The sequence below is a fragment of the Inquilinus sp. OTU3971 genome, from assembly GCF_038440215.1.
In genome coordinates this window covers 1-21,889 of the sequence record NZ_JASATH010000140.1, presented here as the reverse complement: position 1 = coordinate 21,889, position 21,889 = coordinate 1, and the positions used below count along the sequence as shown (strand labels likewise).

General features: G+C 71.6%; 24 protein-coding genes and 2 riboswitches. Of the genes, 9 read left to right on the top strand and 15 right to left on the bottom strand.

The features are described 5' to 3' along the window. Positions 1-58 precede the first annotated feature (58 nt). The 7 genes from rplS to AAHM41_RS28165 all read right to left on the bottom strand — a co-directional run bounded on the left by rplS (position 59) and on the right by AAHM41_RS28165 (position 4,811). Positions 59-448 carry a 50S ribosomal protein L19 gene (gene rplS, locus AAHM41_RS28195; RefSeq protein ID WP_342239937.1) on the bottom strand — a complete coding sequence of 130 codons (390 nt, stop codon included), beginning with the start codon at positions 446-448 and terminating at the stop codon, positions 59-61. Further along, entirely contained in the window at positions 445-1,254 is an 810-nt protein-coding gene (gene trmD / locus AAHM41_RS28190; RefSeq protein WP_342239936.1) for a tRNA (guanosine(37)-N1)-methyltransferase TrmD, read from the bottom strand. Before trmD ends, rplS begins: the two co-directional genes overlap by 4 nt. A gap of 1 nt (position 1,255) precedes the next feature. Next, positions 1,256-1,801, bottom strand: coding sequence for a ribosome maturation factor RimM (gene rimM / locus AAHM41_RS28185; RefSeq protein ID WP_342239935.1), 546 nt, complete (start codon positions 1,799-1,801; stop codon positions 1,256-1,258). Positions 1,802-1,858: 57 nt separating this feature from the next. Then, positions 1,859-2,227 (bottom strand): 30S ribosomal protein S16, encoded by a 369-nt coding sequence (rpsP, locus tag AAHM41_RS28180; RefSeq protein WP_342239934.1) that lies wholly within the window; start codon positions 2,225-2,227, stop codon positions 1,859-1,861. A gap of 40 nt (positions 2,228-2,267) precedes the next feature. Then, positions 2,268-2,663 (bottom strand): VOC family protein, encoded by a 396-nt coding sequence (locus AAHM41_RS28175; protein ID WP_342239933.1) that lies wholly within the window; start codon positions 2,661-2,663, stop codon positions 2,268-2,270. Between the two features lie 13 nt (positions 2,664-2,676). Further along, entirely contained in the window at positions 2,677-4,074 is a 1,398-nt protein-coding gene (ffh, locus tag AAHM41_RS28170; protein ID WP_342239932.1) for a signal recognition particle protein, read from the bottom strand. 155 nt (positions 4,075-4,229) lie between these two features. Continuing rightward, positions 4,230-4,811 (bottom strand): GNAT family N-acetyltransferase, encoded by a 582-nt coding sequence (locus tag AAHM41_RS28165; protein WP_342239931.1) that lies wholly within the window; start codon positions 4,809-4,811, stop codon positions 4,230-4,232. A gap of 85 nt (positions 4,812-4,896) precedes the next feature. Then, positions 4,897-5,108, bottom strand: a riboswitch (cobalamin riboswitch). A 95-nt stretch (positions 5,109-5,203) separates the two neighbouring features. Between AAHM41_RS28165 and dapF the strand changes: the two genes are divergently transcribed. Then, a complete protein-coding gene (dapF, locus tag AAHM41_RS28160) occupies positions 5,204-6,043 on the top strand; it encodes a diaminopimelate epimerase (RefSeq protein WP_342239930.1) in 840 nt (279 codons plus the stop codon). A gap of 4 nt (positions 6,044-6,047) precedes the next feature. Here dapF and AAHM41_RS28155 read toward each other — a convergent pair whose 3' ends face one another. From AAHM41_RS28155 to AAHM41_RS28125, 7 genes are all read right to left on the bottom strand, one after another. Further along, positions 6,048-7,184 carry a hypothetical protein gene (locus tag AAHM41_RS28155; RefSeq protein WP_342239929.1) on the bottom strand — a complete coding sequence of 379 codons (1,137 nt, stop codon included), beginning with the start codon at positions 7,182-7,184 and terminating at the stop codon, positions 6,048-6,050. A gap of 62 nt (positions 7,185-7,246) precedes the next feature. After that, positions 7,247-7,873, bottom strand: coding sequence for a thiamine phosphate synthase (locus AAHM41_RS28150; protein ID WP_342239928.1), 627 nt, complete (start codon positions 7,871-7,873; stop codon positions 7,247-7,249). 7 nt (positions 7,874-7,880) lie between these two features. After that, complete coding sequence (gene thiG, locus AAHM41_RS28145; RefSeq protein WP_342239927.1) at positions 7,881-8,651, bottom strand: thiazole synthase; 771 nt, start codon at positions 8,649-8,651, stop codon at positions 7,881-7,883. Positions 8,652-8,663: 12 nt separating this feature from the next. Then, positions 8,664-8,867, bottom strand: a complete 204-nt coding sequence (thiS, locus tag AAHM41_RS28140; RefSeq protein WP_342239926.1) for a sulfur carrier protein ThiS — start codon at positions 8,865-8,867, stop codon at positions 8,664-8,666. Further along, entirely contained in the window at positions 8,864-9,988 is a 1,125-nt protein-coding gene (thiO, locus tag AAHM41_RS28135; RefSeq protein ID WP_342239925.1) for a glycine oxidase ThiO, read from the bottom strand. The genes thiS and thiO overlap by 4 nt, the downstream gene beginning before the upstream one ends. Positions 9,989-10,056: 68 nt before the next feature. After that, a riboswitch (TPP riboswitch) is annotated at positions 10,057-10,155 on the bottom strand. 66 nt (positions 10,156-10,221) lie between these two features. After that, positions 10,222-10,626 (bottom strand): type II toxin-antitoxin system VapC family toxin, encoded by a 405-nt coding sequence (locus AAHM41_RS28130; RefSeq protein ID WP_342239924.1) that lies wholly within the window; start codon positions 10,624-10,626, stop codon positions 10,222-10,224. Further along, the gene (locus tag AAHM41_RS28125) at positions 10,623-10,868 is read right to left on the bottom strand and encodes a type II toxin-antitoxin system Phd/YefM family antitoxin (protein ID WP_342239923.1); all 246 of its coding nucleotides are present in this window, start codon (positions 10,866-10,868) and stop codon (positions 10,623-10,625) included. The genes AAHM41_RS28130 and AAHM41_RS28125 overlap by 4 nt, the downstream gene beginning before the upstream one ends. Positions 10,869-11,036: 168 nt before the next feature. Here AAHM41_RS28125 and ftsY point away from each other — a divergent pair, with 168 nt between their 5' ends. From ftsY to AAHM41_RS28095, 6 genes are all read left to right on the top strand, one after another. Further along, a complete protein-coding gene (gene ftsY, locus AAHM41_RS28120; protein ID WP_342239922.1) occupies positions 11,037-11,996 on the top strand; it encodes a signal recognition particle-docking protein FtsY in 960 nt (319 codons plus the stop codon). Then, positions 11,993-13,462, top strand: coding sequence for an AMP nucleosidase (locus AAHM41_RS28115; protein ID WP_342239921.1), 1,470 nt, complete (start codon positions 11,993-11,995; stop codon positions 13,460-13,462). The genes ftsY and AAHM41_RS28115 overlap by 4 nt, the downstream gene beginning before the upstream one ends. A gap of 34 nt (positions 13,463-13,496) precedes the next feature. Then, positions 13,497-15,311 carry an NUDIX hydrolase gene (locus AAHM41_RS28110; protein WP_342239920.1) on the top strand — a complete coding sequence of 605 codons (1,815 nt, stop codon included), beginning with the start codon at positions 13,497-13,499 and terminating at the stop codon, positions 15,309-15,311. Next, positions 15,308-16,033, top strand: a complete 726-nt coding sequence (locus AAHM41_RS28105) for an SDR family oxidoreductase (protein WP_342239919.1) — start codon at positions 15,308-15,310, stop codon at positions 16,031-16,033. Before AAHM41_RS28110 ends, AAHM41_RS28105 begins: the two co-directional genes overlap by 4 nt. 152 nt (positions 16,034-16,185) lie before the next feature. Then, positions 16,186-18,399 carry a hypothetical protein gene (locus tag AAHM41_RS28100; protein ID WP_342239918.1) on the top strand — a complete coding sequence of 738 codons (2,214 nt, stop codon included), beginning with the start codon at positions 16,186-16,188 and terminating at the stop codon, positions 18,397-18,399. A 2-nt stretch (positions 18,400-18,401) separates the two neighbouring features. Continuing rightward, entirely contained in the window at positions 18,402-19,118 is a 717-nt protein-coding gene (locus tag AAHM41_RS28095; RefSeq protein WP_342239938.1) for a DUF3142 domain-containing protein, read from the top strand. On the opposite strand, the gene AAHM41_RS28090 is transcribed toward AAHM41_RS28095, so the two are convergent. Beyond that, positions 19,115-19,603 (bottom strand): GNAT family N-acetyltransferase, encoded by a 489-nt coding sequence (locus tag AAHM41_RS28090; RefSeq protein WP_342239917.1) that lies wholly within the window; start codon positions 19,601-19,603, stop codon positions 19,115-19,117. The genes AAHM41_RS28095 and AAHM41_RS28090 overlap by 4 nt on opposite strands. Before the next feature lie 53 nt (positions 19,604-19,656). Here AAHM41_RS28090 and AAHM41_RS28085 point away from each other — a divergent pair, with 53 nt between their 5' ends. Both AAHM41_RS28085 and yddG read left to right on the top strand, forming a co-directional pair. After that, positions 19,657-20,718 carry an ElyC/SanA/YdcF family protein gene (locus AAHM41_RS28085; protein ID WP_342239916.1) on the top strand — a complete coding sequence of 354 codons (1,062 nt, stop codon included), beginning with the start codon at positions 19,657-19,659 and terminating at the stop codon, positions 20,716-20,718. A 17-nt stretch (positions 20,719-20,735) separates the two neighbouring features. Beyond that, entirely contained in the window at positions 20,736-21,629 is an 894-nt protein-coding gene (gene yddG, locus AAHM41_RS28080; protein WP_342239915.1) for an aromatic amino acid exporter YddG, read from the top strand. The last annotated feature ends 260 nt before the right edge of the window (positions 21,630-21,889 follow it).

Sequence of the window (21,889 nt, the reverse complement as noted above, 5' to 3'; positions counted from 1 at the left end):
GGCGAAAGGGCCGGCGCGCTGCGCCGGCCCTTCACATCCGATCGGTCCGGACGGACGATCAGCCCTGGTCCTTGGTGTCCTGGGGCTTGTTGTCCCGGCGCTCGGTGATGCGCGCGGCCTTGCCGCGGCGGTCGCGCAGGTAATACAGCTTGGCGCGGCGGACGGCGCCGCGGCGGACGACCTCGATCGAGTCGATGCGCGGGCTGTACAGCGGGAAGACGCGCTCGACGCCCTCGCCATAGCTGATCTTGCGGACGGTGAAGTGGCTGTTCAGGCCGGCGTTCTTGCGGCCGATGCAGACGCCCTCATAGGCCTGCACGCGCTCGCGCGTGCCCTCGATGACCTTGACGTTCACCTTGACGGTGTCGCCGGGCTGGAAATCCGGGATCTTGCGGTCGGCGGTCAGCCTGTCGACCTGCTCCTGCTCGATCGTCTGAATGATGTTCATGGCTCTTGTCCTTCTTGTTCCTTGGTCACTCTTCGGTCTCGGCCCGGGCGCTTTCGGACGTGGCTCCCGCCGCCTTCCGCCCTTTCGGGATTCACGGCGAGGTATCGCTGCCAGAGGTCCGGGCGTCGCTCCCGGGTGATGCTTTCCGCCTGTTCCAGCCGCCAGCGCCGCACCTTCGCGTGATCACCGGAGACCAGGATCTCCGGCACCGCGCGCGATGCGCCGTCGGCGCCTGTCCACAGGGCCGGCCGGGTGTAGTGCGGGTACTCCAGCAGACCCGCCCCGAACTCGGCCCCGAAACTCTCCTCCCCGGCGCTCTCCGCGTTGCCCATGACGCCGGGGAGCAAGCGCACCACGGCATCGATCAGAGCCAGCGCGGCGATCTCGCCGCCGGACAGGATGAAATCGCCCAGACTGACCTCCTCCGCCCCCTGGGCGTCGAGAAGCCGCTGGTCGACCCCTTCGTACCGGCCGCAGAGCAGGACGATCGCCTGCTCCGCCGCCAGCTCCCGCACCAGTGCCTGATCGAGCAGCCGGCCGCGGGGGCTCAGATAGATCAGCCGCTCCCCCCGGCGGCGGACCGCCTGCACGGCGTCGTCCAAGACCTGGGGAAGCATGACCATGCCGGCGCCGCCCCCGACGGGGGCGTCGTCGACCGAGCGGTGCTTATCGCGCGCGAAGCTGCGAATGTCCACCGATTCCAGCATCCAGTCGCCGCGCGCCAGCGCCCTGCCGGCCAGGGACTGGCCGAGCGGGCCCGGAAACATCTCCGGAAACAGCGTCAGGATGCGGGCGGTCCAAGGCATCTCAGCCCTCGTCCCCGCCCTCTTCCGGATGTTCCGCCGGTTCCAGGAGCCCGGCCGGCGGGTCGATCACGACGCGGCGGCCGGCGATGTCGACCACCGGCACCGCGGCCCGGGTGAAGGGCAGCATCACGGCGCTGCCCTCGACCCGCGCGATCTCCAGCATCTCGCCGGCGCCGAAATCGAACACGGCGCGGACCGTGCCGAAGAGGGTCCCGTCCGCCAGCACCGCCGCCAGGCCGATCAGGTCGGCATGGTAGAACTCGTCCTCCTCGGTCTCCGGCAGGGCGGCGCGGTCGACATAGAGGCGCAGGCCGCGCAGGGCGTCGGCCGCGTCGCGGTCGGCGACGCCCTCGACCCGCACGATCCACTGGTCCTTGGCCCAGGACAGCAGCTGCAGGACAAGGCGGCGCGCTCCGGCCTCGTCCGAGACCGGGCCATAGGCGGTCAGGTCCTCCGGGGCGGCGGTGAAGGGCTTGACCTTCACCAGGCCGCGGACGCCGTGCGCCCCGGTGATCTGGCCGACGCAGACCTTGGAGGATGAAGCCATGGCGGAGGATCCGGCCGGCGCCCTTCACCCCGCGCGGGGCAAGGGCGCCGATGCCGATCAGGCTTCGGCCGGAGCCTCGGCGGCCTTGGCGGCGGCCTCGGCCGCAGCCTTGGCGCGCTCCTGGGCCTTCGCCTTCGGCGCCGACTTCGACGGGGTCTCGCGGTACACCGGCATCGGCGCCAGCTCGGCCTGGCCGAGGAACTTGGCGACGCGGTCCGTCGGCTGGGCGCCGACCGACAGCCAATGCTTGATCCGGTCGGCCTTCAGCACCAGGCGCTCCGGATGATCCTTCGCCAGCATCGGGTTGTAGGTGCCGACCTTCTCGACGAAGCGGCCGTCGCGCGGGCTGCGCGTGTCGGCGATCACGATCGAGTAGAACGGGCGCTTCTTGGCGCCGCCGCGGGTCAGGCGGATCTTGACGGACATTACGGTACTCTCCTCAGGTCAAACTTGCTGTTGGGGAAACTCAGGCGGGGTCGTGACAGACGGCTTCGACGTGATGCCCGTCCGGATCGATCACGAAGGCGCCGTAGTAGTTCGGGTGGTAGTGCAGCCGCGGCCCGGGCGCGCCGTTGTCGGTGCCGCCGGCGGCCAGCGCCGCGGCGTAGAAGGCGTCGACCGCCGTCCGGTTCGGCGCGCCGAAGGCGATGTGCAGGCCGGGCATCGGCGCCAGCGTGCCGGCCTCGGTCTTGCCGATCCAGAAATGGCCGGTCCGCGCCGGCATCGGCTCGCCATAGCCGACAGCATCGTCGAAATCCATGATCCGGCCGTAGCCGAGCGGCGCCAGCGCCGCGTCGTAGAAGGCGCGGCTGGCGGCCAGGTCGGACACGCCGACGGAGACGTGGTCGAGCATCATGGTCATGACGATCCCCTCCTCACATCTTGAAGCCGGGCGGCAGCATGCCGGGCGGCAGCTTGGGCATGCCGCGCATCATCCCGGCCTTCCCCAGCTTCTTCATCCGCTTCATCATGTCGGCCATCTGCTGGTGCTGCTTCAGCAGCTTGTTGACGTCCTGCACCGAGGTGCCGGAGCCGGCGGCGATCCGCACCTTGCGCTTGGCGTGGATGATCTTGGGGTTGCGGCGCTCGACCGGCGTCATCGACGAGATGATCGCCTCCTGCCGCTTGATCATCTTGTCGTCCATGCCGGCGGTCTTCATCTGGTCCTTGATCTTGCCGACGCCGGGCAGCATGCCCATCAGCCCCTGCAGCCCGCCCATCTTGCGCATCTGGCGCAGCTGGGAAGCGAGGTCCTCGAGGTCGAACTCGCCCTTCTGGATCTTGGCCGCGAGCTTCTCGGCATCCTCCTTCTCGATCGTCTGCGCCGCGCGCTCGACCAGGCTGACGACGTCGCCCATGCCGAGGATGCGGTTGGCGATGCGGTCGGGATGGAACAGCTCCAGCGCGTCCATCTTCTCGCCGACGCCGATCAGCTTGATCGGCTGGCCGGTGACGGCGCGCATCGACAGGGCGGCGCCGCCGCGGCTGTCGCCGTCGACCCGGGTCAGGACGATGCCGGTGACGCCGACCCGCTCATGGAAGGTGCGGGCCACATTGACCGCGTCCTGGCCGGTCATGGCGTCGGCCACCAGCAGGGTCTCGGTCGGGCGGGTGGCGTCGCGGATCGCCACCACCTCGGCCATCAGCTCCTCGTCGATGGCGAGGCGGCCGGCGGTGTCGAGCAGGACGACGTCGAAGCCCTCGAGCCGGCCGCGCTCCATGGCGCGGCGGGCGATGGCCAGCGGCTCCTGCCCCGGCACGATCGGCAGGGTGGTGACGCCGATCTGCTCGCCCAGGATCTTCAACTGCTCCTGCGCCGCGGGGCGTCGCGTGTCGAGCGACGCCATCAGGACCTTGCGGTTGTCGCGGTCCTTCAGGCGCAGGGCGAGCTTGCCGGTGGTGGTGGTCTTGCCCGAGCCCTGCAGGCCGACCATCAGCACCGGCACCGGCGGCACGGCGATCAGGTTGATCGGGGTCGCGGCGTTGAGGTCCGGCGCCTCGCCGGGCGTGCCGCCCAGCATCTCGATCAGGCAGTCATGGACGATCTTGATGACCTGCTGGCCGGGGGTGACCGAGCGCAGCACCTCCGCCCCGACCGCCCGCTCGCGCGCCTTGTCGATGAAGTCCTTGACCACCGGCAGGGCGACGTCTGCCTCGAGCAGCGCCACGCGCACCTCGCGCAGGGCGGCGCCGACATCGGCCTCCGTCAGCGCGCCGCGCTTGCGAAGCCGGTCGAAGATGTCGCCGAGACGGCCGCTCAGACCTTCGAACATGATCGCCCTTCGAATCCCGTCGCCCCAAACAGAAAAGCGCCAGTGCGCGACACTCGCGAACTGGCGGCACCCCTTGGGGTCTCGCTGCGGGCCGATCCCGCAACGGTCGGTCTTCTAGGCGGATAGGGCCGCAGAGTCAATGCGGCCCTATGCGCTCAGTCCTTCTCCCGGCGCAGCACCAGGATGAAGCCGTCCTCGCCCGGCAGGCCGCGGCCGGCCTCGGAGAGGACGGCGCCCTCGGCGGCCGAGGGCGGCGGCTCGCTGCGGTCGAGGAACGATTCCATCGCCGTGACCGGCCAGCGCCAGATCGTCTTGTCCTCCGGCGCCGCGCCGATGCCGGCATAGAGGCGGCGGGCATCGACATTGTCCGACGCCATCTCCCAGCGCACCCGCATCGCCTGGGACACGCCGATATCGGCCAGGGCCCGCATCAGCTGCCGGCCGATGCCGCGGCCGCGCGCCCGTTCGCGGACATAGACGTCGTCGACCCGGATGAAGTCTCCGCCGGTCCAGATCGAATAGTCGATGGTGTAGCTGACATAGCCGACCACGCCGCTGCCATCCTCGGCGATCAGGCCGCGGAAGCGCGGCGGCACCTCGGCCAGCGCCTCGTCGAGATCGGCGCGCTGCGCCGTCATCGCCGCCAGGTCGCCGGCGAACGCCGCCAGCTCGCGCAGCATGTCGAGCAGCATCGGCACATCCGCGGCCACCAGCGGCCGCACGGTCAGATCGGACACCACAGCGTCTCCCGCCTTCGGCAGGGGTCCGGGAGGGGTCGGCCGGACAGGGCCGACGCGCCGCCCGGGGACACCCCGCCCCTTCACACGCACTCATCCGACGGCAGGTCTCCTGGCTCGCGGGTCACCGCCGCGCGCCCCCTTCCCGGGATCAGCCGGTGGCTTCGGGCGCGGGCTCGCCGCCTACAGTTGCGGGGGCAGCGCCGGCCTTGCCCGCCATCCCGTGATCGAAAGGAGGACGCACCGGCTTCCCTTTTCACCCCGGTCTCCCGGGGCACCGTCGGCCGCCATGCTAGCCGCCGGCCCTCGCCCTGTCGATCACGCAGGGCTCCGCTCTCGCGCGGAAGGCCCGGTTGATGCCATATGACAGGGGAGAGACTTGGGAGCGGGCGATGGACGGGCTGCCGTTCTGGAAGATGCACGGGCTGGGCAACGACTTCGTGGTGCTGGACGCGCGCGAGCGGCCGATCACCATCTATCCCGACCAGGCGCGGCGCATCGCCGACCGGCATCGCGGCGTCGGCTTCGACCAGCTGCTGGTGATCGAGCCGGCGCAGACCGCAGGCGCCGACGTGTTCATGCGCATCCTCAATGCCGACGGCACCGAGTCGGGCGCCTGCGGCAACGGCACGCGCTGCGTCGCCGCCCTGGTGATGGCCGACACCGGCGCCGACCGGGGGGTGATCGAGACCCGCGGCGGCCTGCTGGAGTGCCGCAGCGCCCCCGAAGGCGGCGTCACCGTCGATATGGGCCCGGCCCGGCTGGGCTGGCAGGACATTCCGCTGGCGCATGAGGCCGACACGCTGCACCTGCCGGTGTCGTCCGGCGCGCTGTCGGACGCGGTCGGCGTGTCGATGGGCAACCCGCATGCCGTGTTCTTCGTGCCGGATGCCGAGAAGGTGCAGATCGACGGCGTCGGCCCGGTTTTGGAGCACGACCCGCTGTTCCCCGAGCGTGCCAATATCGGCGTGGTCCAGATGCTGGCCCGCGACCGGCTGCGCTACCGGGTGTGGGAGCGAGGCGTCGGCGTCACCCAGGCCTGCGGCAGTGGCGCCTGCGCCGCCGCCGTGGCCGCCGTGCGCCGCGGCTTGGCCGAGCGCACCGCCTGGGTCGAGCTGGACGGCGGCACCCTGCTGATCGAATGGCGCGAGAGCGACGGCCATGTGCTGATGACCGGACCGGCCGAGACCAGCTTCGCCGGCATCCTGTCGCGCGGCCTGCTGGACGGCTGACCCCTCAGCGGGCGGCGAGGCAGGCCCGGCAGCCCCACCACAGGCCGTAGAGCAGGCCGAGCAGCAGCAGCCGCAGCCAGTACACCAGGGCGAAGATCAGGCTGATCGCGCCGAACAGCACGGTGGCCGTCAGGTCGGCCAGCCGCCGCGACCAGCGGATGGTCGCCTTCATCGTGGTCAGCGCGCCGCGCTTCAGCACCGTGAACACGGCCAGGGTGCGGTCGCCCATCACCGCCGACACCTCGTCGATGCGCCGCAGGTCGGGCACATCGTCGACATAGCGCAGCAGCTCGACCGACTGCGCCGGGCCGACCCGGCCGGCGACGCGGCCGGCGGCGCTGACGGCCTCGTCCAGCCCGGCCAGCCGGTCGCGGCGGATGGCGGCGGCGAAGATCGCGCCGGTCCGCATCACCGTGTCCCGCCACCCGGCCTCCTGCACCTGGCGGCGCAGCATTGGAAAATCGACCACATCGGCGACCGTTCGGCCGAGCCGCTCGGCGAAGCGCGCCGACAGCCGGCCGGTCCGCCGGGCGAGCTTGAAGGCCGACACCGCGCCGCGCGGCAGGGCCGCAACCCCGCCGGAGCCATAGGTCGCCGCGGTCAGGGTCAGCCCGATGCCCGACAGGCCCAGCGCCAGCTCGTCCACCGGGTCGCCGCTGCCGAAATGCCAGAGCTCGCGGCCGATGTCGCGCAGGTCGCCGACGAAGGTCATGTCGGCGGCGAAGGCGCCGGCCAGGCCGGAGAGGCCACGGCCATCCCCGGTCACGGCGCCGGCCACCGCCTGGCGCGCGGCCCGGACCGCGATGCTCGTCGTCGAGGTCTCGTCCTCGTAGCGGGCCCGCCATTCCGGCCGGACGGGATAGCCCGTCATCTCGGCCACCTTCAGCCAGACCGCGGCCCCGTCGACGTCGTCCTCGGCGAAGGCCCGGGCGATCCCGGCGTCGATCTGCTCCGGCGACGTGCCGGCCCGGGTCCAGGCGATCAGCGTGGCCTCGACCTCCTGCACCTCCGGCGTGCGGGCCAGCTCGGCCCGGACGAGGTCGATCAGCGGGCCGGCGGCGCGCAAAGCGAGGACCAGCCCGACTAGCCCCGGGACCGTGATCACGACGAATACCAGGAGGCGCAGCGGCCGCAGCTTCATGGCAGCGGGGTTCCCATCCGGCCCCGACCTATAGCACGGTGGGCGGCCCTGCCGACAGGCGGTCAGGCCGGACCGGCGCCGAGCGCCGCGAGGTGTTCGCGGATCACGGCGCCCGGAGCCGCAGCCCGCATCACCCCGCCCATCACCGAAATTCCGGCGAAGCCGGAGGCGATCAGCCCCGGCACAAAGGCGGCTTCGACCCCACCCAGGGCGATCACCCGGCCGGGATGGCGGCGGGCGACGGCGCCGGCCTCGGCCGGAGACAGGGTCGGCGCGTAGCCCGGCTTGCTCGCGGTCGGCGCCAGGGGTCCGAGGGTGACGTAGTCGGCCCCGGCCGCGATCGCGGCATCGACCTCGTCGCCGGAATGGCAGGACACGCCGATCAGGGCTGTGGGGCCGAGCTGCCGCCGCGCCGCTTCCGGGTCGCCGCCGGCGGCGAGGTGCAGCCCGTCGGCCTCGGCCGCCGCCTCCAGATCCGCATGGACGGTCACCACCGCCCCGATCGGCCGGGCCAGGGCGACCAATCGGCGCAGCAAGGCGAGGCGCTCCGCCGCAGGCAGATCCTTCTCGCGCAGGCTGACCCAGCGGCAGCCGGCGGCCAGCGCATCCGCCACCACGCCTTCCAGCGGCCGCGCCGCCTGGCGCCGATCGGTGATCAGCAGCAGCGGCGGCGACGGCAGCCCGGTCATCAGTCCATCACGTCCCGATCAGGCCAAGCTGCGGGCTCGACGGGTCGGCCAGACGGCGCTTCGGAATCCGGCCGGCACGGGACGCCAGGCGTCCGCCCTCGACCCCCGCCGCCATGGCCCGGGCCATGCGCACCGGGTCGCGCGCCTTGGCCACGGCGGTCGACAGCAGCACGGCGGAGCAGCCGAGCTCCATCGCCAGCGCCGCGTCCGAGGCGGTGCCGATGCCGGCGTCCAGAACCACCGGCACCTGGATGCGGCTGCAGATCATCTCGATCGCATGCGGGTTGGAGATGCCGAGGCCGGAGCCGATCGGCGAGCCCAGCGGCATCACCGTGGCGCAGCCGGCATCGGCCAGGCGCATGCAGGTGACGAGGTCGTCGTTGCAGTAGGGCAGCACCACGAAGCCGTCGCGCACCAGTTCCTCCGCCGCCTCGACCAGTTGGGCGACGTCCGGGTACTGGGTCTCGCGGTCGCCGATCAGCTCCAGCTTCAGCCAGTTGGTGCCCAGCGCCTCGCGCGCCAGCTGCGCGGTGAGGATCGCATCGCGCCTGGTCATGCAGCCGGCGGTGTTGGGCAGCAGGCGCCAGCGGTCGCCGACCAGGTCGACCAGGCTTTCGGCATAGCCTTCCAGGCTGATCCGGCGGATCGAGGCGGTGACGACCTCGGCCCCCGAGGCCTCGATCGCATCCAGCATCAGCTGCCGGTTGGCATAGCCGGCCGAACCGATGAACAGACGCGAGCGCAGCGCCACGCCGGCGATGATGAAGGGATCCTGCATCTCGTACTCTCCTCAACCGCCCTGGAACGGGCGGACGATCTCGACCCGGTCGCCGGCCGCGAGGCGATGCTCCGGCCAGCGGGCGCGCGGCAGCACGGCGTCGTTCAGCGCCACGGCGGTGCCGCGCGCCGCCGGGTCGATGCCCTTGGCCAGCAGCAGGTCGAGCACGCTGACCCCGACCGCCGCTTCGGTCTCTCCGTTCACCACCACGCTCATTGCGCCGCCTCCGCGATGCGGGTGAAGCGGTCGATGCGGAACGGCTCCGCCGCCTCCGGCAGCCTGCCGTCGAGGATGGTGCCGGCCACCGCCTCGACCGTCGCCGGCAGCAGCAGGATGCCGTTGCGGTGATGGCCGGTGGCGAGGACCAGCCCCTCGATCGCCGAGGGGCCGAGCACCGGCGCGTCGTCGCGGCTACCGGGCCTGAGGCCGGCCCAGCTCTCGATCACCGGCAGTTCCTCGATCCCCGGCAGCGCCCGCCAGGCGGCGTCGAGCAGCGACAGCATGCCGCCGGCGGTGACGGCGGTGTCGAAGCCGCGCTCCTCCACCGTGGCGCCGATGATCAGCCGGCCGTCGAGCCGTGGCACCAGATAGGCCTTGCCGGCCCACAGCACGTGGCGCAGCAGCGGCGCCGCCGGGTCCATCTGCAGCGCCAGCATCTGGCCCTTCACCGGCCGCACCGGCGGCAGCGCCTCGCGCGGGATGCCGGGAATGCCGCCCGACCAGGCGCCGGCGGCCAGCACCACGACATCGGCCGGCCGCGCCTCGCCGGCGACCACCACGCCGGCCGCTCGGCCGCGATCCAGGGTGACGGCCTCGACCGCCGCATGGTCGTGCAGCCCGCCGCCGGCGCGGCGCAGCGCCTCGGTCAGGGCCGGCACCAGCCAGCGGTTGTCGACCTGATGGTCGGCCGGGCTGTGCACGGCGGCGGCGAGGCCCGGCCGCAGCATCGGCTCGCGCTTCAGGAGCTCGGCGCCGGTCAGCCAGCACAGATCGACCCCGAGCTTGCTCTGGTAGTCGGCGGAGAAGCGCAGCTCCGCCGCGTCGTCGCGGGTCAGGGCCACGGCCAGCGTGCCCTCGTCGCGGTAGCCGATCGGCAGGTCGGACGCGGCCTCGACCTCGCGGGCGAAGCCGGGCCACATCTCCTGGGCGCGGCGGCACAGGCCGAACAGCGCCTCCTCCCCCGGCTCGGCCTCGAGCCCGGCGGCGAGCATGCCGGCCGCGGCCCAGCTGGCCTCGCGCCCGACCGGCCCGCGGTCGTAGACCTCGACAGGGCAGCCGGCGCGGGCCAGGCGCCAGCCGATGGCCAGGCCGTTGACCCCGGCGCCGATGATGGCCACGCGCGGCCTTGCGCCGCGCAACGGTGTCGGGCCGCAGGAATCCTGCTGCAATAAAGACGGAATCGGAACGCCGGTCATCTCAGGCTCCCTCCGCTGGCATGATCCAGGTCAGGTTCGATGGGTATGATCTCAGCCCGCCGTAACGGTGGGCACCCCAGCCGATGTCGCCATTTCAGTCCCGGAGGCGGGCGGGTTGCAAGCCCTTTTTCGCTGCCGCCTGTTGTCGCGCCCCGTCAGATGCGCTGCACCGGACCGGGATATGCAGCCAACTTGGCGTCCGCCGTCAGCAGAGTTATGCCCTCGACTGTCGCCTGAGCGACCAGAAGTCGATCGAACGGATCCTTATGGTGATCAGGCAGGGCTACTACGGCTGCGGCGTGCACGCCGCTGATCGGCAATTCGGTATAATCGTTGTCCAGGAGACCGCGCCGCAACACGTAGGGATTGACCGCAAAATCAGGTCGACCCAGGCCGGTTTTGATCGCCACCTCCCAGATGCTGACGGCGCTGAAGATCATCTCGTTGTCCGGATCATTGATCAGCGCCACCGCGGCGGCCGGCAGTCCACCAATCCGTTCGACCGCACCGGAGAAATCCGCAGCCCAGAGCAGGAGATGGGTATCCAGCAGATACTTCATTCCTCGCCCTCGAACAGGGCGGCGATCTCGTCCTCGGCCATCCGATCGAAATCGGCGGGAACCGTGATCTGCCCGGCCAGGAAACCGAGGCGCTTGACCTGGCGCGGAGGCGGGGCATCGATCGGGACCACCTTCACCATCGGCTTGCCCCCCTTGGCAATCACGAAGGGCTCGCCCTTTGCGGCCTGCTCGACCAGCCGGGAGAGATGGGTCTTGGCGGCGTGGATGTTGTAGGTCTGCATACCGCTCTTTCCTAGTCTAGTCTGCTGAACTTAGTTTATCACGAATCATCCTCCTCGGGAAAGAGAGGCAGCCCCACCGCGGCGTGTCGACGCCCATCGCATCCCGGCGTCCCTGCCCCGCGCGGCGCCGACTTACGGAGGTCACATGCGGCGTGTTAAGAAGCGGCCATGACAGAACAGACGAATGACAGCGGCGCAGGGGCGCCGAAAAGAGGGTGGTTCACCCGACTGAAGGAGGGGCTGTCGCGCTCCTCCGCCAAGCTGACCGAAGGCATCAGCAGCATCTTCACCAAGCGCAAGCTGGACGATGCGACGCTGGAGGAGCTGGAGGAGCTGCTGATCCAGGCCGATCTCGGCCCGGCCACCGCCGCCAAGCTGACCGCCGAGCTGGCCCGCACCCGCTTCGGCAAGGAGGTGTCGGGCGACGAAGTGCGGCGCGCCTTGGCCGACCATGTGGCGCAGATCCTGCGGCCGGTGGCTAGGCCGCTGATCCTCTCTCCTGACCGCAAGCCGCAGGTGGTGCTGGTGGTCGGGGTCAACGGCACCGGCAAGACCACCACCATCGGCAAGCTGGCCAAGCAGTGGCGCGAGGACGGCCGCTCGGTGATGATCGCGGCCGGCGACACCTTCCGCGCCGCCGCGGTGCATCAGCTGCAGGTCTGGGGCGAACGCTCCGGCTGCCCGGTGGTCACCGCGCCCCCCGGCTCCGACGCCGCCGGCCTGTCCTTCGACGCGCTGACCCAGGCCCGCGCCGAGGGCCGCGACGTGCTGCTGATCGACACCGCCGGCCGGCTGCAGAACAAGGACAATCTGATGGCCGAGTTGGCCAAGATCGTCCGCGTGCTGAAGAAGATCGACCCGACGGCGCCGCACGACGTGCTGCTGGTGCTGGACGCCACCACCGGCCAGAACGCGCACAGCCAGGTCGAGGTGTTCCGTGACATGGTGTCGGTGACCGGCCTGATCCTGACCAAGCTGGACGGCAGCGCCCGCGGCGGCGTGCTGGTGGCGCTGGCCGAACGCTTCGGCCTGCCGGTGCACGCGATCGGAGTCGGCGAGAGCATCGACGACCTGCGGCCGTTCGACCCCGAGCAGTTCGGCCGGTCGCTGATGGGAGTCGAGTCATGAGCAAGACCGCCGCCCCTCAGACATTCGCCCCCGAGCAGTTCAGCGACGCGGCCGAGGCGGTGGCCCGGCTGCACGCGATCTACGACGCCAACACCGGCCTGCTGCGCGACGCCTTCCGCGCCTATTCCCGCGGCGAGGAGCCGGCGAGCCGGGTGCGCGCCTGCTATCCCTACCTCACGGTCAGGGTCGAGGATTTCAGCCGGGCCGACACCCGCCTGTCCTACGGCTTCGTCGACCGGCCGGGCACCTTCACCAGCACGATCACCCGGCCGTCGCTGTTCCACCGCTATCTGACCGAGCAGATCGGCCAGCTGATCCACAATCACCACATGCCGGTCGAGGTCGGGGTCAGCGACACGCCGATCCCGATCCACTTCGCCTTCCCCGACGGCATGCATGTCGAGGGCGACCTGACCCGCGAGCGCATGCTGCACATGCGGTCGGTGTTCGACCTGCCGGACCTGTCGATGATGGACGACAGCATCGTCAACGGCACCGCCCTGATCCCGCCGGGCGAGCCGCACCCGCTGGCGCTGTTCACGGCGCCGCGGGCGGACTACTCGCTGTTCCGGCTGAAGCACTACACCGCCACCGGCTGCGAGCATTTCCAGAACTTCGTCCTGTTCACCAACTACCAGTTCTACATCGACGAGTTCATCCGCATCGCCTATGAGCTGATGCAGGGCGACGGCGGCGGCTACGACGCCTTCATCGAGCCGGGCGACCGCATCACCATGCCCGGCGGCCGCGCCCGCGGCACCCCGGCGGCGCGGCTGCCGCAGATGCCGGCCTATCACCTGACCCGGCCGGACCATTCCGGCATCACCATGGTCAACATCGGCGTCGGCCCGTCCAACGCCAAGACCATCACCGACCACATCGCGGTGCTGCGGCCGCATGCCTGGATCATGCTGGGCCACTGCGCCGGCCTGCGGAACACGCAGAAGCTGGGCGACTACGTCCTGGCCCATGGCTATGTCCGCGAGGACCATGTGCTGGACGCCGACCTGCCGGTCTGGGTGCCGGTGCCGGCCCTGGCCGAGATCCAGGTGGCGCTGGAGCGCGCGGTCGGCGAGATCACCGGCCTCAGCGGCTACGGCCTCAAGGGCGTGATGCGCACCGGCACGGTCGCCACCATCGACAACCGCAACTGGGAGCTGCGCGACTATCGCGAGCCGGTGCAGCGCTTCAGCCAGAGCCGCGCCATCGCGCTGGACATGGAGAGCGCCACCATCGCCGCCAACGGCTTCCGCTTCCGGGTGCCGTACGGCACGCTGCTCTGCGTCTCCGACAAGCCGCTGCATGGCGAGCTGAAGCTGCCGGGCATGGCCGACGCCTTCTACAAGCAGCAGGTCGGCCAGCACCTGCAGATCGGCATCCGGGCCATGGAGATGCTGCGCGGCCTGGGCCTGGAGCAGTTGCACAGCCGCAAGCTGCGCAGCTTCGCCGAAGTGGCGTTCCAGTAGGCCGATGCCGCAGGACAGCCGTACGTCCCCCGCCATGGACAGGCCGAGAATCGGCGTCGGTGCCATCGTCTGGCGCGACGACCGGCTGCTGCTGATCCAGCGCGGCAAGGCGCCCCAGGCCGGGCAGTGGAGCATCCCGGGCGGCAGCCAGGAGCTGGGCGAGACCCTGTTCGAGGCGGCGCTGCGCGAGACCCGCGAGGAGGCCGGGGTCGAGGCCGAGGCGATCGGCATCGTCACCGCGGTCGATTCGATCCATCGCGACGCGGTGGGCGACGTCGAGTGGCATTACACCATCATCGATGTCGAGGCCGAGTGGCGGTCGGGCGAGCCGGTGGCAGGCGACGACGCCGCCCAGGCGCGCTGGGCGACGCTGGAGGAGGCCGATGCGCTGATCGAATGGCCGGAGCTGCGGCGGGTGCTGCACCTGTCGGCCCGGCAGCGGGCGCAGCGCCGGCGCACGCCCGGCCCGGTGCGGCTGAAGCCGCGGCCGGACCTGATGCGGCTGATGCGCACGCCCTTGGGCCGGCTGGTGGCGCGGCCCTGGTTCGACGGCATGTCGCTGGCCCTGCTGCGCGGCTGGTTCCTGCCGGCGTCGCGCAGCCTGGCCGCGGCGATCGTCTCCGACGGCGACCTGCGCCGCTTCTGCGCCGAGCTGGACATCCCGCCCGACGCCCTGGGCAAGCGGCCGGTCTGGCTCGGCCGGACCCTGCGCGACGTCGCCCGCCTGACCGAGCAGCACCGCCAGGCGGAGGCGGAGTGGCAGCGCCTGCTGTTCTCCACCACCGCGCCGCTGGCCGAAGCGGTGGCGGCGGAGGAGGCGCGGCTGGACGCCGCCTCGGCCCTGACCACCAGCCGGCTGCGCTTCGCCCTGTTCGGCAACAACCGCAAGATCCCGGCCTGCCGCTGGGCGATCCCGACCGAGGACGAGGTCGAGGCCCGGCACGGTACCCGGCTGGCCGATCCGGAGAACGCCTATCGCCTGCCCGGGTTGCTGCCCGCGGTCGCCGAGACGCGGCGGCTGCCGAGCGAGCTGGGCACCGACCACTGGCTGACCTTCCCGACGCCCGACCCGGCGGCGGAGAGCCCGTGCTGGGCCCGGGTGTTCACCCCGGGCGACGCGGTCGACCCGCCGACCGTGATCCATCTGCACGGCGTCTGCATGGAGCCGGACCATCTGCGCGGCCCCTTGAGCGAGATCGAATCCCTGGTCCGCCGCGGCCTGCGCGTGGTGCTGGTCGAGGCGCCCTGGCACGGACGGCGCAAGCGCCCGGGCACCTATGCCGGCGAGCCGATGGTGGCATCGACGCCGCTCGGCGCGCTCGACCACCTGTCGGCGGCGGTGCGCGAGGTCGGCATCCTGACCCGGTGGGCCCGGCAGACCAGCCGCGGCCCGGTGGGGTGGACCGGCATCAGCTTCGGCGCCCTGACGGCGCAGCTGGCCGCCACCCATTGCGGCAGCTGGCCGGCCGAGTGCCGGCCGGACGCGCTGCTGCTGTTCACCACCTCGGAGGGGATCGAGGAGATCGCCCTCGGCGGCTCCTTCGCCCGCGCCTTCGGGCTGGACCGGGCGCTGACCGCGGCCGGCTGGACCGAGGCGGCGCTGAGCCGGTGGCGGCCCCTGACCGACCCGGTCGAGCGGCCGCAGATGGACACCGGCAACGTCTTCATGGTGCTGGGCAGCAAGGACGACGTCACCCCCTTCGCCGGCGGCCAGGCCATCGCCCGGCGCTGGGGCGTGCCGGAGGCGCAGGTCCATATCCGGCCGCAGGGCCATTTCTCGGTGCCGGCCGGGCTGATGGTCGACGGCGCGCCGATCGCCGATTTCGCCGAAAGGCTGCTGTCGCTGTGAGCCTGCTGATCGTCACCGGCGGCGGCCGCGGCATCGGCGCCGCCATCGCCCGCCGGGCGGCGCAGGACGGCTGGGCGGTCTGCGTCAACTACCGCAGCGACGCCGCCGCGGCGGAGGCGGTGGTGGCGGAGATCGCCGGTGCCGGCGGCCGGGCGATCGCCCTGCCCGCCGACGTGTCGCACGAGGATGAGATCCGGGCCCTGTTCGATCAGGCCGAGGCCGCCTTCGGGCCGGTGCAGGGCCTTGTCAACAACGCCGGCATCACCGGCCGTAACGGCCTTCTGGCCGATCTCGAGACCGAGACGCTGCGCCGGGTGGTCGACATCAACCTGGTCGGCCCGATCCTGTGTGCGCGGGAGGCGGTGCGCCGCTTCCGCGTCGCGGGGACGAAGGGCGCGATCGTCAGCCTGTCCTCGATCGCGGCGCAGACCGGCAGCCCCGGCGAATACGTCCACTACGCCGCGACCAAGGGTGCGATCGAGAGCTTCACCATCGGCCTGGGCCGCGAGCTGGCGGCCGAGGGCATCCGGGTCAACGCCGTGTCGCCGGGCATGATCCGGACCGGGATCCATGCGCCGGGCCGGCTGGAACGGGTGACCGCGCGGATCCCCACAGGCCGGCCGGGCGAGCCGGAGGAGGTCGCAGAGGCCGTGGCCTGGCTGCTGTCCGACGCGGCGCGCTATACCACCGCCACGGTGCTGAAGGTGGCGGGCGGCATCTGAGACCGCCTTGGCCCGGCCAAGATTTCGCCGCCTGCCGTGGACAGGATCGGGCCTGTCGGCCGGACGGGCGATCTGATACGACCGGACGGAGATGATTCCCACGGTCGCGATGGGGCGAGGGAGGAACGATGATCCGGCGCGGTTTGCTTCCGATGGTTCTGCTGCTCAGCGGCGTCGGCATCCAGGCGGCCCAGGCGAGCGGCGATTTCGGCTGCTCGGTGATGTGGTCGCTGAAGCAGGACGGGCTCGACGGCTGCAACAACCTGCCCTTCCTCAGCCCGGCCAATGACAGCAGGGTCAATCTGCGCCTGCTGCTGGCCGACCAGGGGCTGGCGCCGATGCCGGATGGCCCGCCGTCGGAATACGACCGCGAGATGGGATACGCGCTGGTGCCGTTCCCGCTCGACCGGCTGGGTCCGCAGGGCGAGGCGCCGGCGGATGCGCCCGCCGCCGAAGGCGGCGCCGCGACCGTGATCGAGACCCAGCCGGCCCCGGTCGGCGACCCCGACCGCACCGCGCTGGCCGAGCTGGCCCAGACCATCGGCGTGCCGCCAGAGGCCGTGGCCTCCGCCGCCGCGGACAGCAGCGCCAACCTGTTCGCCACCGGCGAGGGCAGCCGCTGCGCCAGCAACGACGACGCCGCGGCCCGGGCCTTCCTGCAGCAGCTGGTCGGCAGCGCCGACCTGCCGGCGCCCGAGCGGCTGTCGCTGGCCCGGGCGCGCCTGGCCATGCTGGGCAGCTGCAGCTGGGACGAGGCGCAGCGGGCCAAGCTGGTCCCCGCCGATGTCCAGTCGGCGCCGGGCAAGCAGTTCGCCGGCTATCTCCAAGGAGCGGTCGCCTTCTACGCCGGCGACTTCCCGCAGGCGATGGCGGCGTTCAAGGCGCTGGAGGGCAGCGCCCGGCCCTGGCTGCAGGAGACGGCGCGCTACCTGGAAGCGCGCACCCTCTTGAACCAGGCGCAGCAGAACGCCTTCGACGAGATGGGCTATCCCAAGCTGGAGAATGTCGACCGCGCCGTGCTGGCGGAGTCTGAGAAGGCGTTCGAAGCCTATCTCCAGGCCTATCCGACCGGCCTCTACACCGCCTCGGCCCGCGGCCTGCTGCGCCGGGTATACTGGCTGGGCGACGACCCGACCCGGCTGGCCGCCGCCTATGCCGGGCTGCTGGGCAAGACCCCGGCCGATGCCGCGGCGCTCGACGCGCTGGTGCAGGAGACCGACAACAAGCTGCTGGTGTCGAAGCGCAGCGCCGATGTCAACGACCCGACGCTGCTGGCGGTGATGGACCTGATGGTGATGCGCGACAAGGGCATCGACGTCGGCGGCGATGGCGGCCCGATCATCGGCCTGGACACGCTGGAGCAGCAGAAGCCGCGCTTCGCCGATCGGCCGGACCTGCACGCCTATCTCGTCGCCGCCTACCAGTTCTACGTCGCCCAGTCGCCCGACGAGACGCTGAAGAGCCTGCCGGACACGGTGCCGACCGGCGCCATGAGCTTCCTCGAGTTCAGCCGCCAGACCCTGCGCGGCTTCGCGCTGGAGGCCAAGGGCGACTGGGCCGGGGCGCAGGCGCTGTGGCTGCAGCTGATCCCGCTGGCCAAGCCGCTGCAGCGGGCCCAGCTGGAGCTGGCGCTGGCCATGAACTACGAGCGCAGCGGCAAGCTGGCGACGGTGTTCGAGCCGGGATCGCCGATCAAGAGCCCGGAGATCCGGCGCATCCTGCTGCGCAACCTGGCCGGGCAGGCGCTGCTGCGCCAGCAGGCCAAGGCGGCGGATGCGACGGAGGAAGAGCGCCGCACCGCCCTGTTCACGCTGCTGTACAAGGACCTGATGCGCGGCCATTACCGCGGCTTCGGCACCGACCTGGCGCTGCTGCCCGACCCGCTGCCGGAGGATCCGTCGGTGCCCTGGGACCAGTCCCTGACCCTGTTCCACTGGGACGGCGCCTCGGCCGAATCCGACTACACCTGCCCGTCGATCCGAGAGATCGCGGCGACCCTGCAGAAGAGCCCGGAGAACCCGCAGGGGCTGAACTGCCTGGGCGAGTTCATCCTGCGCAACGGGCTGGATTTCTATGCCCTCGATAGCCAGCCGGACGACCGGCAGCTGGGCGGCACCGCGACCCAGTTCCCGGGCAAGCCCTATTCCCGGCTGGACGGCTACATGCGCGTGATGGCCGACGGCAAGGCCGGCCGCACCGACCGCGCCTATGCGCTGTACCGCGCCATCAACTGCTTCGCGCCGAGCCAGAGCAATAGCTGCGGCCCGCAGGAGATCCCGCAGAACCAGCGCAAGCAGTGGTTCCAGACGCTGAAGTCGCGCTACGGCAACACGGTCTGGGCGAAGACCCTCCGATACTACTGGTGACCATGCGGCGCCTGGTGCTCCTGGCTGCGGCGCTGCTGCTGGCGGCAGCGCCGCCTGCCGGCGCCACCGTCGACGTCGGCCAGCACGACGCCTTCTGGCTGTGGGCGGGGGTGCCGCCGCCGCCGGTGCTGGCCCAGGCCCGGACGCTGTACATCCTGCAGGGCCAGATCGACCCGCCGCCCCGGGTTGGCGATGGTCCAGCGCGGATGATCGCCCAGGGCATCGCCGTGCCGCGGCTGCGCCAGGGCGAGGTCTGGCTGGCCTACCGCGCCCACACGCTGCGCTGGCCGCCGCAGATCCTGCCCATCATCCTGGCCCAGGCCCGGCGCTGGAAGCAGGCCGGCAACCCGGTGGTCGGCATCCAGATCGATTTCGACGCCCGCACCCGCCATCTGCAGGACTACGCCGCCTTCCTGCGCGAGCTGCGGGCGCAGCTGCCGCCCGAATACCGGCTGAGCATCACCGGGCTGATGGATTGGGGCAGCAATGCCGATTCGGAGGCGATCAGCCAGTTGCAGGGCGTGGTCGACGAGGTGGTGGTGCAGACCTATCAGGGCCGCCGCACCATCCCGAACTACCGCTCCTACCTGCCGCGCATCGCCCGGCTGACCCTGCCCTTCAAGATCGGGCTGGTGCAGGACGGCGAGTGGGAAGCAACGGCCGGGCTGACCGCCAGCCCCTGGTTCCGGGGGTATGTGGTGTTCCTGCTGAAGCCTTAGGCGGGCCGCGACCGCCGGTACCCGTGCAGCTCCAGCGTCATCTCCACCAGGTCCATGCCGGGGGCGAAGCCGTCCGGCACCTGCCGGGTCTGGACGAAGCCGTGGCGGGCGAAGAAGCCGCGGCTGTGCTGCGTCGTCTCGATCGCCACCGACCGATAGGCCGGATCGGCGGCGATGCGGTCGAGCCGCTCGGTCAGCAGCACCGTGCCCAGCCCGGCGCGGTGCCGGTCGGCCCGCACCATGCCCCAGCACAGCACCGCGACCGAGGCATCGCCCTCGGCGGCCTCGTAGCCGCCGCAGCCCACCGCCTCTCCCGCCGCATCCTCCAGCACGAAATAGGGGCCGCTCAGTCGGTCGATGAAGTCGGTGAAGTCGTGCCGCTCCTGCGCCGCGAAGAAGCGCGGCACATTGCTGTCGAACAGCGCGAGCCCCAGGGCCCGGTCCTCCGGCCGCCAGGGGCGGATGCGAACACTGCCATCGGTCATGGGCGATTCTCCAGGCCGCGAATCTAGCGTATGAACCGGCAAGGAGGGGCTTCATGACACAGACACGCACGATCCGCCGCATCGCCTGCGGCCTGGCATTGCTGGGGGCGCTGGCTGCGCCGGCCATCGCCTATGACGACGCCACCGAGGCCCGGCTCCGCACCCTGGTCGAGACCGGCATGCAGTACTACTGGTCCGGCGGCGACGTGAAGAAGGCCGAGGCGGAGGTGTTCAAGGGCATCACCCTGCACGGCCGCTACGACGTGGTCGAGCAGGCCTTCGCCGAGGCCTCGACCCTGGCGCCGGAGCGGCTGGACTTCCGCTACGCCGTCGCATCGACCCAGATCATCCAGAAGAAGATCCCGGAGGCCGAGGCGACCTTGCGGGAGATCACCCGGCACGACCCGCGCGCCACCGACGCCTATGCCTGGCTGGCGGCGCTGGCGCGGGTGCGCGGCGACGCCGACGCCACGGCCCTGGCCGACATCGCCCTGGCCGGGCTGGACCGCCCCCTGGCCGAGCGGTACCGGGCCCGCTTCGCCCGCACCGAGGCGATCCTGGCCGATCCGCCGACCGACACGGTGCCGGCGCTGCCGGGCAAGCCGGTGATCCTGGTGCTGGGCTATGCCCTGGCCAAGGACGGCACCATGCAGCAGACGCTGCTGGACCGGCTGAACGTGGCGCTGCGCGCCGCCAACACCAACCCGACGGCCCGGCTGATCGTCACCGGCGGCCAGCCGCAGGCCGGGGTGACCGAGGCCGACCTGATGACCCGCTGGCTGGTCGAGAAGGGCGTCGACCGCGACCGCATCATCGGCGAGGACAAGGCCAAGGACACGGTCGGCAACGGGCTGAACGCGGCGTCGCTGATCAAGCGCCATGGCGGCGATGCGGTGATCCTGGTGACCAGCGCCAGCCACATGCGCCGAGCCCGGGTGGTGGTCGAGGAGGCGTTGGCCCAGTATGGGCTGACTCTCGCGGTGGTGCCGGCGATCGCGCTGGACGCGCCGTCGCTGGAGGAGGCGGCGAAGGTCAGCCCGGACGAGCGGCTGGTGGTCTATCGCGACCTGATGCGGACGTCCGGGCTGTGGGCCTACCCAGGGCTGCAGCAGTAGGACCGCGGCGAACCCTCATGTCCCCCGACCTCGCCGCCATCCGGCGCGCCACGCTGATCGGCGGCACCGCCGTGCTGATGTGGGCGACGCTGGCCCTGCTGGCCACCTGGGCGAGCGCGATCCCGCCGTTCCAGCTGACCGGCATGGCCTTCGCCGTCGCCTTCCTGATCGGGCTCGGCTGGATGGCGCTGCAGGGCCGTTCGCCGCTGGCAGCGGCCCGGCAGCGGCCCGCCGTCTGGCTGCTCGGCGTCGGCGGGCTGTTCGGCTATCACCTCGTCTTCTTCATGGCGCTGCGCCTGGCGCCGCCGGTCGAGGCCAACCTGATCAACTACGCCTGGCCGCTGCTGATCGTGCTGTTCTCCGCTTTGCTGCCGGGCGAGCGGCTGCGCTGGTGGCACGTCGCCGGGGCGGCGCTGGGGCTGCTCGGCGTGGTGGTGCTGATCGGAGGGCGCGGCGTCGCCTTCGACCCGCGCTTCGCCCTGGGCTACGGCGCCGCGGTGCTGTCGGCGATGATCTGGGCCGGCTACTCGGTGCTGAGCCGGCGGATCGGCGCGGTGCCGACCGAGACGGTCGGCTGGTTCTGCGGCGGCACCGCCCTGCTGTCGCTGCTGTGCCACCTGGCGCTGGAACAGACGGTGGTGCCGGACGCCGCCGGCTGGGCGGCCATCGCCGGGCTGGGCCTGGGGCCTGTCGGCCTGGCCTTCTTCGTCTGGGACCATGGCGTGAAGCGCGGCGACATCCGGGCGCTGGGCGCCTTCGCCTATGCCGCGCCGCTGCTGTCGACCCTCCTGCTGATCGCCTTCGGCCAGGGCGCGCTGACCCTGTCGGTCGGCGCCGCCTGCGCCCTGATCGTCGGCGGCGCGATCCTGGCCGGGCGCGACCTCTGGGCCCGGCGCGCCGCGACGGCTTGAAGCGGAACGATGTGGGGGCGGGAAAAGCAGCCTCGCAGGCGCAAGCGCCTCCGGCCCCTCCCGCAGGGCGAGACCTCTTCAGGATACCGCCGTTCGAGCCGATCCATCCCTTCTACTCTCCCCCTCCCCTTGCGGGAGGGGGCAGGGGGAGGGGGTTTTCGCCATCCAGGCCGGCCTGAACTCTGACGCTTCGGCCATAACGGCGAAGGCTGTTCTCTGCGCATTCGCGCGCGGACGCGCGCAGACCCCTCCCCCGACCC